At 72.0% G+C, this 17,010-nt stretch carries 11 protein-coding genes and 1 pseudogene; 5 read left to right on the top strand and 7 right to left on the bottom strand.

Annotated elements, in window-relative coordinates; translation table 11 throughout:
- Positions 1–491 precede the first annotated feature (491 nt).
- A complete protein-coding gene (locus HHX35_RS26010) occupies positions 492–1,580 on the top strand; it encodes an AI-2E family transporter (RefSeq protein WP_182901316.1) in 1,089 nt (362 codons plus the stop codon).
- Between the two features lie 150 nt (positions 1,581–1,730).
- Complete coding sequence (locus tag HHX35_RS26005; RefSeq protein ID WP_182901315.1) at positions 1,731–2,141, top strand: hypothetical protein; 411 nt, start codon at positions 1,731–1,733, stop codon at positions 2,139–2,141.
- 19 nt (positions 2,142–2,160) lie between these two features.
- On the opposite strand, the gene HHX35_RS26000 is transcribed toward HHX35_RS26005, so the two are convergent.
- From HHX35_RS26000 to HHX35_RS25975, 6 genes and pseudogenes are all read right to left on the bottom strand, one after another.
- Positions 2,161–3,534 carry a hypothetical protein gene (locus HHX35_RS26000; RefSeq protein ID WP_182901314.1) on the bottom strand — a complete coding sequence of 458 codons (1,374 nt, stop codon included), beginning with the start codon at positions 3,532–3,534 and terminating at the stop codon, positions 2,161–2,163.
- 371 nt (positions 3,535–3,905) lie between these two features.
- On the bottom strand, positions 3,906–5,372 hold the full coding sequence (locus HHX35_RS25995) for a carbohydrate-binding protein (protein ID WP_182901313.1): 1,467 nt from the start codon (positions 5,370–5,372) through the stop codon (positions 3,906–3,908).
- Between the two features lie 35 nt (positions 5,373–5,407).
- Positions 5,408–7,003 carry a chitinase gene (locus HHX35_RS25990; protein ID WP_182901312.1) on the bottom strand — a complete coding sequence of 532 codons (1,596 nt, stop codon included), beginning with the start codon at positions 7,001–7,003 and terminating at the stop codon, positions 5,408–5,410.
- Between the two features lie 5 nt (positions 7,004–7,008).
- On the bottom strand, positions 7,009–8,343 hold the full coding sequence (locus tag HHX35_RS25985; RefSeq protein WP_182901311.1) for a cellulose binding domain-containing protein: 1,335 nt from the start codon (positions 8,341–8,343) through the stop codon (positions 7,009–7,011).
- A gap of 310 nt (positions 8,344–8,653) precedes the next feature.
- Positions 8,654–8,731 (bottom strand): annotated as a pseudogene (locus HHX35_RS45195) (pentapeptide repeat-containing protein); the annotation flags it as partial.
- Positions 8,732–8,778: 47 nt separating this feature from the next.
- Positions 8,779–9,912 carry a glycoside hydrolase family 18 protein gene (locus HHX35_RS25975; RefSeq protein WP_182901310.1) on the bottom strand — a complete coding sequence of 378 codons (1,134 nt, stop codon included), beginning with the start codon at positions 9,910–9,912 and terminating at the stop codon, positions 8,779–8,781.
- 349 nt (positions 9,913–10,261) lie between these two features.
- Here HHX35_RS25975 and HHX35_RS25970 point away from each other — a divergent pair, with 349 nt between their 5' ends.
- From HHX35_RS25970 to HHX35_RS25960, 3 genes are read left to right on the top strand one after another with little or no spacing between them, the layout of a single operon-like run.
- The gene (locus tag HHX35_RS25970; protein WP_182901309.1) at positions 10,262–11,203 is read left to right on the top strand and encodes an ATP-binding cassette domain-containing protein; all 942 of its coding nucleotides are present in this window, start codon (positions 10,262–10,264) and stop codon (positions 11,201–11,203) included.
- 59 nt (positions 11,204–11,262) lie between these two features.
- Positions 11,263–12,048 carry an ABC transporter permease gene (locus HHX35_RS25965; protein ID WP_182901308.1) on the top strand — a complete coding sequence of 262 codons (786 nt, stop codon included), beginning with the start codon at positions 11,263–11,265 and terminating at the stop codon, positions 12,046–12,048.
- Complete coding sequence (locus HHX35_RS25960; RefSeq protein ID WP_182901307.1) at positions 12,045–13,721, top strand: CocE/NonD family hydrolase; 1,677 nt, start codon at positions 12,045–12,047, stop codon at positions 13,719–13,721. The genes HHX35_RS25965 and HHX35_RS25960 overlap by 4 nt, the downstream gene beginning before the upstream one ends.
- On the opposite strand, the gene HHX35_RS25955 is transcribed toward HHX35_RS25960, so the two are convergent.
- Positions 13,655–16,972 (bottom strand): BTAD domain-containing putative transcriptional regulator, encoded by a 3,318-nt coding sequence (locus HHX35_RS25955; RefSeq protein ID WP_182901306.1) that lies wholly within the window; start codon positions 16,970–16,972, stop codon positions 13,655–13,657. The two genes, HHX35_RS25960 and HHX35_RS25955, sit on opposite strands and share 67 nt — an antisense overlap.
- Positions 16,973–17,010: the final 38 nt, after the last annotated feature.

Genomic DNA, 17,010 nt, shown 5'->3' with positions numbered 1-17,010 from the left:
AATTCTTCCCGACCGGCTCTTCCGTGTCAAATCCGCCCCACCGGGACTTATTTGACCCGAAACCCGCCGACCGACAGGAATTCGACCACCCCGTTTCCGGGGCAACCCCTCTAACTTACCCGAACCCCCAGCCCGGCGCAAAACCACCGAACCAAGAAGATCGAAAAGCGAGAGGAGCCGCCGGCAATCAACCCGCGCACACCAAGACAACCACCGAAGTGATCGAAGAGGAGTGCGCCGAACCGCGCCGACACCACAAGATTACCAGGGCCTGCCGACGACTTGGCCCGGCTAGGCTCCAACGCAGCCGGCCGGAGACCTATTCCCGCAGGTCATCCACCGGATGGAAGTTCCGCACGGATCGAACGGCGTGAGGCCCGGCTTCATTCCCGTCACGACTCGCCCGCCCGGACAAGGGTAGGGGCCGGGGCGTGCTACGACTGATCCACCTTGCACAGCCTTTTCACCTGGAGAAGGGGTAGGAACAGGACGTGACTCGACAGGGGTTCCCTCGCGCCCTGATCGTGCTGGTCTGTACCGCTGCCGCGGTGATAACGCTCGCCGGCGTCCAGGCGGTGGGCTCGATCGTCGGCCCGGTCGTCCTGGCGCTGACCCTCGTCATCGCCGTCTCTCCGGTACGCGGCTGGCTGGCCCGCCACAACTCTCCGGTATGGCTGCAGGTGGCCGTCCCGCTCGCCGTGGTGCTGCTGGTCCTGCTCGGCATGGTCGCGGTGCTCAGCCTCGCCGCCGCGCAACTCGCGATCCTGGCTCCCACGTACGCGAACCAGTTCAACGCGATGGTGGCCGACCTCCAGCACTGGGCGGCGGGCCTCGGCTACGGGAGTGAACAGCTCAACAAGGCGCTGTCGTCGCTCGATTTCGGCAAGTTGATCGGCGTCGCCCAGAGCGTGTTGAGCAGCCTTCTGGGAGTGTTGTCGAGCCTGTTCCTGATCGTCGTGCTGCTGCTGGCCATGAGCCTCGACGCCCCCGTGTTCGCCCGGATCGTCGACGCCGCCTCGGCCGAACGGCCCGCCCTCGCCCGCGCGCTCAAGACCTTCACGAACAGGACGCGCCGCTACCTGATCGTCTCCACCGTCTTCGGCCTCATCTGCTCGGTCCTGGACGTGATCGCACTGTACGTGCTGGGCGTGCCGCTCCCGCTGCTGTGGGGGGTGCTCGCCCTCATCACGAACTACATCCCGAACATCGGGTTCATCCTGGGCCTCATCCCACCGGCGCTGCTCGGGCTGCTGGAGGGCGGGCCCAAGACGATGCTGCTGGTGATCGTGGCGTACATCGCGATCAACGTGGTGATCCAGTCGTTCATCCAGCCGAAGTTCCTGGGTGACGCCGTGGGATTGTCCACCACGGCCACGTTCCTCTCGCTGATCGTCTGGGCGTGGGTGCTCGGTCCGCTCGGCGCGCTGCTGGCGATCCCGCTGAGCCTGCTCGTCCGTGCCCTGCTCGTCGACAGCGATCCGGACGGCTCCTGGGCCGCCGCGCTCATCTCCGGGCGGTTACCTGAACGCTCTCCGGGGTCCCACCCCGACCCGCGGCCGGAACAGCCCGACCCCCGCTGAGGCCATCCGGCCATCCCCTGCTCCGCCGTGCGGCGTCAGCCTCGCAGCCGTCCGACACATTCCGGACGCAGTCATGGCCAGGGTCGTCGACGGGCGCCGACACGGAGCGTCTGCGGGCGGCGCCGCCGTGCTCCGGCTTAGGGTCTGATCATGCGGCGATGGGACGACGACGAGCGCCTCACCGGAATCGCGGACGCCTCGGCGATGGAGCCACAGGTGTCCGCCCTGCTCGACGCGATGGCACGGGACGGCTGGGTGACGGAGGAGCCCGAGGCGCATCTGCTCCCGCACCTGCGCCGTGCGTGCGGGTCGGAGTGGCTCCTGACCGGTGAGCGTCTGCTCGACGACGGCGTGTACGAGGTGACGGTCTCGCTGGCCGGCGACAGGGAGGGCGTCCACGTGCAGCGCGACGTGATCCGGCTGCTGTCGGCGATCGCCGAGACCGTCTTCTTCGTACGGCATGCCTCACCGGGCGTGTTCGAGTGCGTGACCGGAATGCTCGACGGTGACCCGCCCGGCTTCAAGAGCCATGGCCACATGGTCCGCCTCATCGTGACCTGAGACCGGCGGGACCCCCGTCTCAGGCGGCGGGGACGGTCTTCTTCTCCCCCGGCACCGGCACCGGCGTGGTCTCCGCGTACCTGCGCCGCCATGGGATGGCCGCGATCAGCACGGGGAGCAGCACCAGCGAGCTGATCGCCCAGGGGGCGTGCAGCTCGCCCCACTTGGGCCCGTGGAACTGGGTGAGCACGATGTAGCCGATCGCGGCCCACAACGTGCTGCCGAGGATCGCCGGCCAGGCCCAGCGGGTGGGCCGGGCGACCAGGAACGGCATGAACCACAGCAGGTACTGCGCGCCGAGGCGCGGTGTGAAGATCATGAAGGACAGCAGGATCGCGATCGTGACGTCGACCGGGTCGGCCTTGCGCCACCAGACGAGGCAGGCGACGATCGCGGCGTAGATCATGTACTGCCCGATCCTGGCCGGGAGCGGGTCGAGGTTCCAGTTGCCGCCGCTGACCAGGGTGGTCCAGCCGAAGTCGCCCGTGATCGGACGGACGTCGCTGGGCCGCAGCCCGATGGTGTTGAGCACCTCGGGCAGCTGCCGCCACTCCGTCCAGCCGCCGATCGGGAGCGTCAGCAGGAAGAACACCGGCGAGACACCGGTCGCGACCAGCGAGACCAGGCGGCTGCGCAGCCCGGGCAGGAACATCAGCAGGGCCGGCACGAGGATCACCGGCCAGCTCTTCGCGCAGAGCGCGAGCCCCATGAGCAGACCCGCCCATACGGCCCGGCCCGTCGCCGCGCGGTCCTCCTGTGACGGGTGGACGATTCGCCGCACGATTTCGCCCGGCGAAATCCAGGGCAGCGGCAGGTCGCGGTTCGCGAACCGCATGCGGGCCCACGGCAGGGGCTCGGGCCGCCGCCACTCGCCCGGGCCGCGCGCCACGACGTACGCCGCGACCCCGAAGACCAGGGAGACCGGCTCGACCTGGCCGTGCACGGAGGCGACGAGGATCGCGAGGGGGTTGCAGGCGTACTGGAAGGCGCGCAGTTTCTCGGTCCGCGCCCCGGCCAGCTTGCCGACCAGCGGGATCAGCACGACGTCGGCGACGACGGTGACGATGCGGCCGGCGTACTCCCACGGGATGCCCAGCCACAGCAGCAGGCCGTACATGTACGGGATCGTCGGGAGGAAGTGCCATCCGCCGTTGCTCTCGAGCACCGGATCGCGGTGGTCGAGGATCGCCACGCCGGCGGGCTGGAAGCTGTTGACGTAGTCGACCGGCTGCCACTGGGTGTCCCTGGCCGACAAGACCATGATCAGCACGCGTACGGCGATGCCGAGCGTGAGCGTGACGGCCAGAGACGGCCGCCAGCCCTTCCATTGGGCGACGAGCGCGAGCACGACGCCGGCGACGAGGACGATGCTGGTGGGGATCGCGTATTCCATGACGGTGCCAAGCCTGCCCGACGAATGGCAAAACAGGCGACTCGATCCCGGATTCGGCCGTCCAGCCATCGCGATCCGTCACGATTAGGGGTATTGTGACCACGGAGCGTTACATCCAGGAGACTTCATGAAAATTCGCCTGTGGATCACCCTTGCCGTGGCCGTGATCGTCGGGATGCTGATCGGCCTGCTCGCCCCCACGCACGGGGGCGACCGGCACGGCGGGTAGGGGGGTCGTCCCCGCCGGACCGGCCGCCTGCTCATGGGCGCCCGACTCGCATCGGTCCGCGCTCACATCGCGTGCGGGCGGCGAGGGATCCGGGTCCGGCGGGCCGTGCCCGGATCCCTCTGACCGTCGACAGGTGGACGGGTCAGAAGCCCGCGGTGATCCTGGTGAAGTCCCAGTCGTTCTGCGCGATGCCGCTGCAGTTCGACACCACTCCGCCGCCCGCGCAGCCGCGGTCGCGGTTGACCGCCCAGAAGGCGAGCCGGCCCAGGCCCTTCGACTTGGCCCAGTCGCGGATCTGGGTCCAGGTGGCCACGGAGGTGAGCTCCTGCTGGTCGGACAGGCCGTTCATGCCCGAGATGCCCATGTGCGCGTATGCCTGGGCGTCGGTCCAGCCCCACGCCGCCTTGAGCGCGTTCTTCAGGCCCTCGGCCGCGTTGACCGTGTTCTGGTACATGTTCGCGCCGCCGCCGAAGTCGAACGGCATGATCGTGTAGTTGTCGATGTTCACGCCCAGCGCCTTCGACTGGTTGATCAGCCGGGTGCCGTAGTAGGTCGGGCCTGTCGTGCTGGTGCCGAAGGTGACGACGACCTTGACGTTCGGGTTGTTCTGCTTGACGATCTTCAAACCGCCGAGGATGCGGTCCTGGACGGCCTCGTTCTCGAACTCGTCGGTGTTCTCGATGTCGAAGTCGACCGCGGCCGGGTTGTAGGCGTTGACGACCTGCTGGACGGCCGAGGCGAAGGCGGACGAGCTGGAGCAGTTGGGACCGAGCTTGTTGCCCTGCCAGCCGCCGAAGGAGATCTGGACATTGCCGCCCGCGGCCTTGATCTGCGAGATCGCGGTGGCGTCGGCGCTGCCGGACAGCGGGCGGGAGCCGTCCCACGCCGGGGTGCAGCCGCCGCCGGAGAGCATGAAGGCCATCGTGAACTGCCTGACCCCGGTGGCGTTCATGACCGTGGCCGGGTTCGGCGGGTTGCCCCACCCCTCGTACAGGTACGGTGCGCCGGGGAGCTTCCCGCCGCTCGTGGGGCAGCCCGTGGTGGTGCCGGTCACCGACCCGCTCGCCGCGGACTCGCCGTTCGAGTTGTACGCCTTGACGGTGTACGTGTGAGTGGTGCAGGTGCCGAGGCCGGAGATCGTGGCGCTGGTGCCGCTGCCGGTCGCCTTGACCGAGGTGCCCTCGTAGACGCGGTAGCCGGTCACCGTGCCGCTCGACGCCGACCACGACAGCGAGATCGACGAGTTCGTGGTGCCGGTGACGGCCGGGTTGCCCGGCTTGCCCGGCGCGCCGGACGGAGGCGTCGGGCTCGGGTTGCCGCCGCCGCTGACCTGCTTCCAGAGCGCCGGGACGATCGGCGGCTCCCAGCCGGTCAGGGACGTGTGCGCCTGGATGCACTCGTAGTCGACGCCGTTGTAGGTCACCCGGGCGCCGATGGCGTACCAGGTGTTCGGGGCCCATGCCGGGTAAGCCAGCATGACCACGCTGTTCGGGGCCGCCGAGGCGGACGCGGCCGTTCCCGCGACCAGTCCGGCGACGGCCAGGAGGAGGGAGGCGAGCAGGGCGAGGGCCGCCCTGGCGCGCCGGCCCGTACCGAAGCGAAGCTGCATTCTTCCTCGCAAGGGTTGGGGGGTGGGTGGGGGGATCACTTCAGGGCGTCGAGATACGCCCTGTGGGAACGGGAGAATTCGGAGCCGTTGTACTTGTCCCAGTTGACGGACCAGGCCATGAGGCCGCGCAGGCCGGGGAAGACGCCGTGCGGCCGGTAGGAACCGCAGCCCGTCCCCTTCGCCAGGCAGCCGAAGGCGCTCTGCACCTCGGCCGTGCTCGTGTAGCCGTTGCCGGCGTACGGCGCGGCCGGCAGGCCGATCGCGACCTGGTCGGGACGCAGCGGCGGGAAGGTCGCGCCACCGGCCACGGGGAAGCCGGTGAGCAGCATGTCGGTCATGGCGGCGTGGAAGTCGGCCACGCCCATCGTGTGGTACTGGTTGTCGAGGCCCATGATCGGCCCGGAGTTGTAGTCCTGGACGTGCAGCAGCGTGAGATCGTCACGCAGCGCGTGGATCACGGGCAGGTACGCCCCGGAGCGGGCGTCGGCCGTCCCGTTCCGACCCGGGCCGTAGAACTGGTAACCGAGCTGGACGAAGAACGTCTCGGGGGCCATGGTGAGCGTGAACTTCGCGCCATACCTGGCCTTGAGCGTCTTGATCGCGGAGATGAGGTTCACGACCACCGGGGTGGTCGGGTTGCGGAAGTCGGTGTCGCCGGGGCTCAGCGACAGCGAGTGGCCCTCGAAGTCGATGTCGAGGCCGTCCAGGCCGTACCTGTCGATGATCGCGGCGACGGACTGGACGAACTTGTCCCGGGCGGCGGTGGTGGTGAGCTGGACGATCCCGTTCTGGCCTCCGATCGAGATCAGCACCTTCTTGCCGGCCGCCTGCTTGGCGCGGATGGCCGCGACGAAATCCGCGTCGCTCTCGACGCTCGGGCACTCCGCGGCCGGACAGCGGGTGAACCGGATGTCGCCGGAGGTGGGCGAGGTCGGCTCGCCGAAGGCCAGGTCGATGATGTCCCACGCGTCGGGGACGTCGGCCATCCGCACGTAGCCGGAGCCGTTGGCGAACGAGGCGTGCAGGTAGCCGACCAGCAGTCGCTTCCCGCCCGGCGGCGGCGGGCTCGGTGAGGTCGACGGGGACGGCGACGGTGATGGGGACGGGCTGATGGAGGGCGAGGGGGATGGAGAGGGCGAGGCCGGGGTGCCGGGGCCGTCGAGGACGACGTCGTCGGCGTAGTAGGCGCCCTGGCCGTACCAGCCGTTGACGTAGATCGTCACACTCGTCGTGGACGACCCCGTGGTGAACGACGTCGACAGCTGCGACCACGACGATCCCGGCGACCCCCACGTCTGGGCGTTCACCCCCGCGCCGGTCGCCCCGAGGAACACGTAGTTGCCCTGGACCCACGCCGACAGCGCGTACGTCGTGGACGGCTCGACGCTGATCGTCTGCTGGCACCGCGCGTAGTCACTGCCCGCCGGTGTCGCCGACAGCGCCTTCGACCCGCCGTGCACCGGACTCGGCACCACCTGCGCGGAGGACGCGCACGTCCACCCCGACAGACCCGACTCGAACCCCGGATTGACCGTGATGTCGGCGGCACGGGCCGGGCCGGTGAACGTCGCCGTGAGCAGGCCGGCGAAGGCGAGGGACGCCGCCGCGCCCAGGCCGATGAGCTTGTTCATGTGCCTCACCCCGTGTACGAAGCGAAGATCTTGGAGAACTCGTAAGGCGACTGGGGGATGTTGGTGCAGGAGTAGAGCGCGCCGGTGCAGGCGTTGCGGTCGCGGGTCGTCTCCCAGAAGGCCAGCAGGCCGAGGTGCTTGTCCTTGGCGAAGGCGACGAGCTGGCGGGCGTCGTCCTGGTTGTAGACACGGCCGTCGTCGTTCTGCCCGAGCATCGGCGTGACCCCGACCATCCGCCACACCTGGGCGTCGGACAGGCTGGGATACAGGCTCTTGAGCTGTGCGAAGGTGCTGTTCGCCGCCTGGACCGCCGCGTCGCCGTAGTCGACGGACTGGTAGTAGTCCATGGCCATGACGTTGACGGCGTCGAGCCTGACCCCGGCGTCGCGGGCGGACCGCACCACGTTGAGGCCGTCGGCGGTCAGGCCGCTCGGCAGCACGGGCAGCGTGAGGGAGATCTTCAGGTCGGGGTGGGCCTGCTGAAGCCGGGCGAGCGCCTGCGACCGGCGGGCGATGGACGCGGGCTCGGCCGCCGCGGAACCCTCGATGTCGAGGTCGATGTATTTCAGGTCGTAGGCGGTGACGACCGCGTCGTACTCGCCTACCAGCGCGTTCACGTCCGTGCACGCCTGGGCGAGCTCGATGCCGGTCGCGCCGCCTAAGGACACCTTGACGTCACCGCCGCCTGCCCGGATCGCGTCGATCTGGTCCTTGGCCCACTGCTGCCGTGGGTCGTACGCGTTGAACCACATCGCCTTACAGCCCGACGCGGTGACGAACGCGAGTGTGAAGCTCTTCAGGCCGGAGGCCGAGGCCATCGCGCTCAGGCTCGGGGTGGGCCAGGCGCCCATGTCCACGTACGGCGCGGTGCGCAGGGCACCGGGCGCGGGCGGCGGCGAACTCGGAGACGCGCTGGGGGACGCGCTCGGCGAGGGGGACGGCGAGGTCGTCGCGCCGTCGCACGGGCCGCCGTTCAGGCGGCAGTTCGCCGGCTTGCCGGGTCCGCTGTTCACCCAGCCGAACGTCGTCGAGGCGCCGGCGGCCAGGCCGCCGTTGTACTCACGGTTCTTGAACGTGTAGTGGTCGCCGGAACGCGTCATCAGCGCGTCCCAGTAGGACCCGGCCGACGAGCCTGCGGGAAGGTCGAACTCGACCGTCCATCCGGAGATCGCGGCGGTCCCGGTGTTGGTGAGGGTGTAGCGGCCCTGGTAGCCGGAGCCCCAGTCGGAGTCGGCCGAGAAGACGGCCTTGACCGTGGCGGCCTCGGCGGGCAGCGCGACGAGAGCGAGCGCGAGTGCGGCCATCGCGGCGAGCGCACGCCAGACGTACCTGGTTTGCATGGACACAACCTCTGTGGGGGGTGAACGGGGAGGTCATGGGAATCCGTACGGCCGGCGCCTGACGGAGGCGGCCGATCGGAACAGCACCGGCCGTACGGCACTCAAGGGCGTCTGGTGACGGGACGCGAGAGGAAGACGCTAGGGCTGAGGAAGGACCATTTCCGGCTCCCGAGTCGTTCTTTTAGGAAAGTTTCCTAAGAGTTGTACGGATCGTAGCTTCGCGGTCGCTGGTTCACAAGACCCAATTCGACAGCGTTCCTAACGAACCGTGTCATCGCCGGTGGAGGCGCGGGACCGGGTTATGCGCGCGTTAAGGGCCGACTGCTCGTCCGTTAAGGCGAGCACGGCTGAGGCGAGCGCGGCTTAGGTGAGCACGGCTGAGGCGAGCACGCTGTGACCGCCGTGCGCCACCGGCTCACGGCGGGCGAAGCGAGGTCAGCGCAGGATCGCACCCTCGCGGACGGCATGCCTGCCGTCGCTCTGCACGTTGACGAAGTCGACGAGGCCGACCAGCTTCTCCAGGTCGAAGCCGGCCTCGACGCGATCGTCGTCGGCGGGGAGGTAGACCGAGAGCGGATAGTGGCGGCCGGTGGCCGCACCGAGCGCGTCGAGTTGCGCGCGGAACTCGGCCAGCAGGGCCGTCAGGTTCCGCCTGTCGTCGACGCCGGTGTGATTGCCCAGGTGCCCCTCGCCGCCGGGCCACTCCCAGTCGATGTCGATGCCGTCGAAGACGCCCGCCGCGCTGCCCGGGCCACCCCTGCCCTCGACGCCCGGCAGGTCGCCCCTGATGTAGGCGTCGAGGCAGGATTTGACGAACCTCTGGCGGGTGGCGGCGGTCCGCGCGACGTCCGAGAAGTACTTGGAGTAGGTCCAGCCGCCGATCGAGATCAATGCCTTCAGGCCGGGGTGTCGGGCCTTGAGCTTCTTCAGCTGGTTGAAGTTGCCGGCGAGCGAGGCGTCCGGGGGGTCGGCCACGCCGTCCAGCGACTCGGCGGCCGTGAAACCGCGCTGGTAGTCGGCCCAGGCGTCGCCCGCGCCGTCGCCCTGGTCGGGGTCGTTCGGGTCGGGCGCGAGCGGCCGGGTGACCCCGGTGAGACAGGTCAGCGAGCCGGGGTCGATGTTCGCGAAGGCGTAGAGGACGTGGGTCAGCCTGCCCGCCAGCCCGCTGGTGTCGAGGTCGCGCACGGTGGACGTGGCGCCGTACGCGCCGCGCTGGGGGACGTAGCCCACTCTGATCCGGCCCGGCGAGGGGGACGGCGACGGCGTGACGGTCACGGTGACCGTCACCTCGGGCACGGGAACGGCGGCCCGCGCGGGAGCGGCCTGCACCGGTGCTGCTTGCGCCGGTGCCGCCTGTGCGGGGGCGGCTGCCCGCGCGGGAGCGACCGCGGCCCGCGCCGGTGCGGCGGCGGCCCGCCGCACCACGACACGTGACCTGGCCTGCGTCCGGCTGACGGCCGTGGCGCCGGTCTCGGTGGCGCGGGCCGGGCCGTACCAGGCGACGAACAGCGAGGACAGCACGGCGCTCAGGACCACGACGGCGAAGGTGCCACGCGTGATCGCTCCCATGGTGGGCTCCGAACAAGGACGAGCCTCCGCGACGAGACGCGGAGGAGGGAAGAGGAATGTCGCGGGAGCGTAGTGGCGGCGCCGCCGGACGGACAAGGAGCGCAGTCTTAAGCCCGGATTATGCGCGGCTCATGTCGCAGGAGGGCACGTTCCAGTGGCGCCATCTGCGGTAATCCATGATGCCCCGCTTCTTTGCAAGTTTCACCCCCCGCCGCCGTTCGCGGCGAGGCGGCCGGTGCCCTGCCGGCGACCCTGCCGGCACGGTGCCGGCCGCCCTGCCGGCACGATGCCGGCCGCCCTGCCAGCACGGTGCCAGCTCCGTGCCAGCGCGGGCGGCGACCGTCGGAGCATGACGTACGCGATTGAGGCCCGCGGCCTCGTGAAGAGATACGGCGACAAGGCCGCGCTGGCCGGGATCGACCTCGCCGCGCCGCCGGGTTCGGTGCTCGGCGTGCTCGGTCCCAACGGCGCGGGCAAGACCACCGCAGTCCGCATCCTCGCCACGCTCGTCTCGCCCGACGGCGGCCGGGCGGCGGTCGGCGGGCACGACGTGGTGAAGGCGCCGGCCGAGGTGCGGAAGCTGATCGGGCTGACCGGTCAGTACGCGTCGGTGGACGAGAAGCTGACCGGGCGGCAGAACCTGGTGATGATCGGGCGGCTCCTCGGCATGAGCCGGGCCGAGGCCCGGGGCAGGGCGGCGGCGCTGCTCGCGGAGTTCGCGTTGGAGGACGCCGCAGACCGGGCGGCGGGCTCCTACTCGGGCGGCATGCGGCGGCGGCTCGACCTGGCCGTCAGCCTGGTCGGCCGGCCGTCGATCGTCTTCATGGACGAGCCGACGACCGGGCTCGACCCGCGCGCCAGGGCGGACCTGTGGCGGATCGTGCGCGAGCAGGTGGCGGGCGGGGCGACCGTGCTGCTCACGACGCAATACCTGGAGGAGGCCGACCAGCTCGCCGACGAGATCGTGCTCATCGATCACGGCCTGGTGGCCGCGCGGGGCACGCCCCGCGAGCTGAAGGCCAGGGCGGGCGACCGGCGGCTGGAGATACGGCCGGAGCACGACGCGGAGAAGGCGGAACTGATCCTCGCCGAGGTCACCGGGCTGACTCCGCACCGCGGGGAGAACGGGCTGCTCAGCGTGCCGCTGCTGGACTCGGCGGTGAGCCCGGCCGTGTTCCGGCGGCTGGAGGAGGCCGGTGTCTCCCTCGCCGAGCACGCCGTGCGCAGGCCCACGCTCGACGAGGCGTTCCTCGCTCTCACAGACACCACGACCTCGGGGAGGACGCGATGACCACCACACCCGCCACGAAACCGGTGAGACAGACCGACGGCGCCCGCGGGGAGAACGCGATGACCGCAATCCCATCCGCGAGCGGGCGCAGGGGCGCGCTCGCGCAGGGCATGACCCTCGCCTGGCGGAGCCTGGTGCCGCTGCGGAACGAGCCCGGCCGGCTCGTCCAGTTCCTGCTTCAGCCGATCTTCATGGTCGTGGTCTTCGTCCTGATGTTCGGGGCCATGTCCGGCGACCCCGAGCACGCCGCGCGCTACCTGATGCCCGGCGTGCTCGTGCAGGTCGCCCTCATCTCGACGAACACCACGGGCATGAACCTCGCCGAGGACATCGTGAACGGCGTGTTCGACCGGTTCCGGAGCATGCCGATCGCCCGCTCCGCCCCGCTGATCGGGCGGGTGAGCGCGGACGCGCTGACGACGGCTGCCACCATCGCGGTGGCCCTGCTCGCCGGGATCGCGGCCGGATTCCGGATCACGGCCTCACCCCTGGACGCGCTGGCCGGCCTGGCCCTCCTGCTGCTGTTCACGCTGGCGCTGAGCTGGGTGTCGGCCTGGCTCGGGCTGAAGGCCAAGTCCGTCGCCTCGATGCAGGGCACGGCGACCGCCGTCCTGCTGCCGCTGACGTTCGGCAGCAGCGCGTTCATCCCCCCGGCCAACCTGCCGGGCGTGCTGCGCTGGTGGTCGTCGGTCAACCCGGTCTCGCACCTGGCCGACGCCGTCCGGGCGCTGCTCACCGGTGCTCCCGTGGGGGCGCACGTCTGGGTCACGCTGGCATGGGCCGCCGCCGTCACCGCGTGTTTCGTCCCGCTCGCCGTACGCGCCTACACCCGGAGGATCCGGTGAACGCCCCGATGAACGGCTCGCTCGCTCTCCCCCCGCCTGAATGGGCCGGTGCGCTCCCGGACGGCCGGGACGTGTGGACGCCCCTGCGCGACGGCGTACGGCTCGCCGCGACCGTCTGGCTGCCCAAGCCCGGCGGGCGGTATCCCGTCCTGCTGGCCCGGACCCCGTACGGCAGGGGGCCCTACGGCCCGGGCCTGCGGCTCGACGTCGCCCGGCTGCTGTCGGCGGGCTTCGCGGTCATGGTGCAGGACGTGCGCGGCGCCGGCGAGTCGGAGGGCGACCTGCGGTTCCTCACCGGGGAGGCCGCCGACGGGCACGACACGGTGACTTGGGCCGCGCGCCAGCCGTGGTGCGACGGGCAGGTCGGCATGTTCGGCGACTCCTATCTCGGGATCGCCCAGCTTCTCGCCGCGAGCGAGCGGCCGGACGGGCTGCGGGCCGTGGCGCCCTCCGTCTCCCCCGCCGGGCTGCACGACGTGGTGTACGCCGGCGGCGTCCCCAGGCTGGGCGTCGTCCTCCCGGTCCTGACGACCGTGCTCGCGCCCCTGCACCTGGCACGCCGCGCACGGCTCGGCCTGGCGGAACAGGGTCGCCCGGCCGCCCCGGCGGCCCGGCTCGGCGAGATGCTCCGGCGCCTGCCCGTCGAGGACCAGCCGGAGATCAACGGCCTCTTCCCCTTCTACGCCGACTGGCTCGCGCATCCCGACCCGTCCCACGAGCTGTGGCGGGACGCCGACCTGAAGGCGCGCTACGACAGGGTCGAGGTGCCGGCGCTGCTGTCGACCGGGTGGTACGACTACTTCCGCGACAGCACCATCCGCGCCTACCGGGCTCTGGGCGACAGGGCCCGCCTCGTCGTCGGCCCGTGGACTCACGCGTTCCGCGAGCGGACGCTGGCCGGGCGCGACCACGGCGAACACGCGAGCGGTGAGGCCGTCGACTGGACGGGCCTCCACCTCGACTGGTTCGGCCACTGGATGCGCGGGACGCCGCTGAGGGACGACGCGAGGGTCCGGGTGTTCGTCACCGGCGCCTGCGAGTGGCGGGCGATGGCTGGCTGGCCGCCGGAGGAGAGCGAGGCCGTCCGCTACCACCTGGGTGACGGCGGCACGCTCGGGCCCGAGGCGGCGCTGCGCGCCTGCTTCCTGTCCGACCCCGGCGATCCCGTCCCCACCATGGGCGGCGACGTGATCGAGTTCCTCCCGCCGGGGCCGGGACCCGTGGACCAGCGGCCGCTCGCCGGCCGGGCCGACGTGCTGCGCTACACGACCGGACCGCTGCCGGCGCCGCTGGAGGTCATGGGGGCCGCCGAACTGGTGGTGACCGCCGAGTCCGACGCGAGGTGTTTCACCGTCATGGGCAAACTCGTGGATGTGCGCCCGGACGGCCGGGAGGAGATCCTCGTGGACGGCGTCACTCGCGTCTCGGACGGTGTCGCCCGTGTCGCGGGCGACGGCGCGCAGCCGGAGAGGGCGCGCGTCCTCCTCGGCAATCTGGCCCACGTCTTCGGGGCGGGACACCGGGTGCGGGTGGAGGTCGCGGGGTCGAACTTCCCCAAGTACGCCCGGCATTCCGGCGCGGTGCGGGTCACGATCAGCGCGCCGTCCTACCTGGTGCTTCCGGTGACAGGCAGGCCGAGGTCCTCGCGCGGCGACGTGCGGCCGCGCTCGTAGGCGGCGAGGAAGCCGGGGCCCGCCGCCTCGCGCGCCGACTCCAGCGCCTCGGCGGCCTCGGCGTCCGCCCGCCAGCCCGCATGAGCCGCTTCGGCCGCGCCGAAGAGTGCCGCGGAACGCGTCGCGTCGCCCCCGGCCAGGGCGATCATGGCCAGCCCGGCCAGCACGGTCGCGAGGACGGGCGGGTCGGGGGTGGCGCCGAGGGTGCGCAGCGCCTCGTGGTGACGCGCGAGCGCGCCGCCGAGGTCGCCCTTGGCCAGCAGCGCCCTGCCGTACTCGGCGTAGGCCGACGCGAGTTGCTGCGGGACGGCTGGGTGGGCCTCCAGCACGGCCAGGACCTCCTCGTACGCCGCCACCGCGCCGTCGAGGTCGCCCCTGCTCCGCGCCACCTTCGCCTCGCCCATGCTCACCTGCACGAGCGCGTACGGCGAGACGCCGGCGGACACGTGGGAACGGGCGGCCGCCACGTCCGCCGCCGCGCCCTCGGCGTCGCCCGCCTGAAGGCGCAGCTCGGCCAGGCGGGTCAGCGTGGAGATCGTGTCGTCCGGGCTGACCCATCCGGCGGTCAGCCCGGCGATCTCGTCGATCAGGTCCGCCGTCGGCGCACCCCGGCGGGCGCGGAGTGTGGCCAGCGTGAGCAGGGCCTCGCTGAGCCCCCAGCGCTCGCCCAGCGCCCGGAACCTGCGCACCGCCTCCTCGACGTCCTGTTCGCTGTCGCCCGGCAGGCCGAGCGACCCGCCCCTGATCATCAGCGCCGAGCCGGCCAGCCAGGGATCGTCGGAGCCGGCGTACGCGTCGAGCATCCCGGCCGCCTCCTCCCTGCGTCCGGCCATCGCCGTCACGACCGTCCGCAGGATCGGCAGCATCGGATGCACCGGGCCCTCGCGCAGGGCCGTCTCGACGAGGTCGGCGAGTTCCCGGCGGATCTCCTCCAGCCGGTCGGGTTCCATCCAGATCGTGCCGAGCCGGGTGACCGTGACCGCGAACCGGCATCCGGTGTAGGCGCGCACCAGCCCGGCGGGCGGGCCCTCGGGGACGAGGTCGAGGACCTGCCCGGCCCAGACGGCCGCCTGGCCGCGATGCCCGCGCAGCCACCAATACCAGCTCAGCGTGCCGCACAGGCGCAGCGCGGTCTCCGTCTCCCGGGAGTCGACGGCCCAGCGCAGGGCGGCGTTCAGGTTGTCCTGCTCGGCGGTCAGCCTGGCCATCCACTCCAGCTGGCCGGCTCCGCGCAGGCACGGCTCGGCCTCCTCGGCGAGCCGCAGGAAGTGCGCCGCGTGCCGGCGCCGGTAGCGGTCGAGCTCACCGTCGTCCGTCAGCCGCCGCAGCGCGTACGCGCGGATCGTCTCCAGCATCCGGAACCGGCCGTCGCCCGGCGTCTCCAGCAGGGACTTGTCGACCAGGGACGGCAGCACCGCCACCACGTCGAGGCCGTCGCCCCCGCAGACCAGCTCCGCGTCGTCCAGCGTGGCGCCGCCGGCGAACACCGCGAGCCGCTCCGCCAGCGTCCTCTCCTCGGGCGCGAGCAGGTCCCAGCTCCACTCGACCACCGCGCTCAGCGTCCGGTGCCGCGGCAGGGCCGTACGGCTCCCGCCGGTCAGCAGGCGGAACCGGTCGTCGAGGCGGGCCGCGAGCCGCTCGGGGCCGAGCGCCCTGATCCGCGCCGCGGCGAGTTCGATGGCGAGCGGCATCCCGTCGAGGCGTCGGCAGATCGTGACGACGTGCGGGGTCGTGTGCTCGTCGAGGGCGAAGCCGGGGCTCACCGCGCGGGCGCGGTCCACCAGGAGGCGTACGGCCGGATACTCGCCCGCCTCGGCTGGGGTGACGCCCTCCGGGGGCAGGCCGAGGGGCGGGATCGGGGCGAGCGTCTCCCCCGGCACGCCCAGCGGCTCGCGGCTGGTCGCCAGCACCCGCACTCCCGGGCAGCGGCGCAGCACCAGCTCGGCCAGGCCCGCCGCGGCGTCGATCACGTGCTCGCAGTTGTCGAGGACGAGCAGCAGCTCACGCCCGGCGAGGGAGGCGACCAGACGCTCGTCCGGATCCGGCGGGTCCTGCCGCCAGTCCCCTCCCACCCGCGGCTCGGCGTCGGCGCCGAGCGCTTCGAGCACGCAGCGCACGACATCCGCGGGGTCCGTCAGGGGGGCCAGCTCTGCGAGCCACGCGCCCTCGCCGTTCCCGCTCTCGCCGTACCCGCCCGCTTCGGAGATGCTCTCCCCGGCGACGCCTTCTCGGGCCACGCCGTCGCCGGCGGCGCGCAGGGCGGTCTCGACCGTCAGGCGCGTCTTGCCCGCCCCGCCCGGCCCGACGACCGTGACCAGCCGGGATTCGCGCAGCAGGGCCGCGAGGTGCGTGACCTCCTCCTCACGGCCCACGAACGTCGTCGGCGGCGCCCACACCCTGCCCGCACGCCGGCCTGTGCCGCCGACAGGGCCACTGGCAGCGCCGGGGGTGGTGGGAGTGGCGGGTTTGCGGGTCGGCCGCTCCTGCGCCGCCGGGGTCTCCTGCCCGCGCAACACGTCGAGATGGGCGGCCCGCAGCTCCGGGCCCGGATCGACGCCGAGTTCGTCCGCGAGCGCCCCGCGGACCCGCTCGTACAGGGCCAGCGCCGCCGCCTGCCTGCCCGAGCGGGCGAGCGCGCGCATCGCCAGGGCGGACAGCCGCTCGCGCAGCGGATGGGCGGCCACCTCGGCCGACAGGTCCACCTCACGTCCGAGCGCGAGGTACGCGGCGGCGCGGGCCTCGACCACGGCCAGCCGCCGCTCCTCCAGCCTGGCCGCGGCGGCCGCCAGGTAGGGCACCGCGCGCAGGTCGGCCAGGGCGGGCCCGCGCCACAACGCCAGTGCCTCGTCCAGTTCCGCGCACGCGTCATCCAGCTCCGCGTTGGAGGCCTCGGCGTCCGTCATCCGGTCCGGCAGCGTGCCCGTCGCGTACGGCAGGGTCAGTGCGGTGAACACGTGGGCGTCGACCTGCGCCGGCTCGACGTCGAGCACGTACCCGCCGTCGCGCCACACCACCGCGCCGGGCCGCCCGAGCGCCGCGCGCAGGCGTTTCACCAGCGTCTGCAGCGCGTTCGCGGCGTTGGCCGGTGGGTCGTCCTCCCACAGCGCGTCCACGAGCCGGTCGGCCGGGACGAGGCGGCCGGGCCGCAGGGCCAGCACGGCCAGCAGCGCGCGCACGCGCGCGCCCGCGACGGCGACCGGAGCCCCGCCGTCGTCGAGAACCTCGAGCGCGCCGAGGAGACGAACCCGCACGCCGGTCAATCCTGCCAGGCACCCGGGGGCCCGCGGCG

The organism is Microbispora sp. H10830 (genome assembly GCF_014161375.1).
Lineage (GTDB): Bacteria > Actinomycetota > Actinomycetes > Streptosporangiales > Streptosporangiaceae > Microbispora > Microbispora catharanthi.
This window is presented reverse-complemented; position numbering and strand designations above follow the sequence as displayed.

What these genes read in the sequence shown, in the direction of transcription:
- HHX35_RS26005 (WP_182901315.1), top strand. Translation starts at nt 1,731, where the DNA reads ATGCGGCGATGGGACGACGACGAGCGCCTCACCGGAATCGCGGACGCC.
- HHX35_RS26000 (WP_182901314.1), bottom strand. Translation starts at nt 3,534, where the DNA reads ATGGAATACGCGATCCCCACCAGCATCGTCCTCGTCGCCGGCGTCGTG.
- HHX35_RS25995 (WP_182901313.1), bottom strand. Translation starts at nt 5,372, where the DNA reads ATGCAGCTTCGCTTCGGTACGGGCCGGCGCGCCAGGGCGGCCCTCGCC.
- HHX35_RS25990 (WP_182901312.1), bottom strand. Translation starts at nt 7,003, where the DNA reads ATGAACAAGCTCATCGGCCTGGGCGCGGCGGCGTCCCTCGCCTTCGCC.
- HHX35_RS25985 (WP_182901311.1), bottom strand. Translation starts at nt 8,343, where the DNA reads ATGCAAACCAGGTACGTCTGGCGTGCGCTCGCCGCGATGGCCGCACTC.
- HHX35_RS25975 (WP_182901310.1), bottom strand. Translation starts at nt 9,912, where the DNA reads ATGGGAGCGATCACGCGTGGCACCTTCGCCGTCGTGGTCCTGAGCGCC.
- HHX35_RS25970 (WP_182901309.1), top strand. Translation starts at nt 10,262, where the DNA reads ATGACGTACGCGATTGAGGCCCGCGGCCTCGTGAAGAGATACGGCGAC.
- HHX35_RS25965 (WP_182901308.1), top strand. Translation starts at nt 11,263, where the DNA reads ATGACCGCAATCCCATCCGCGAGCGGGCGCAGGGGCGCGCTCGCGCAG.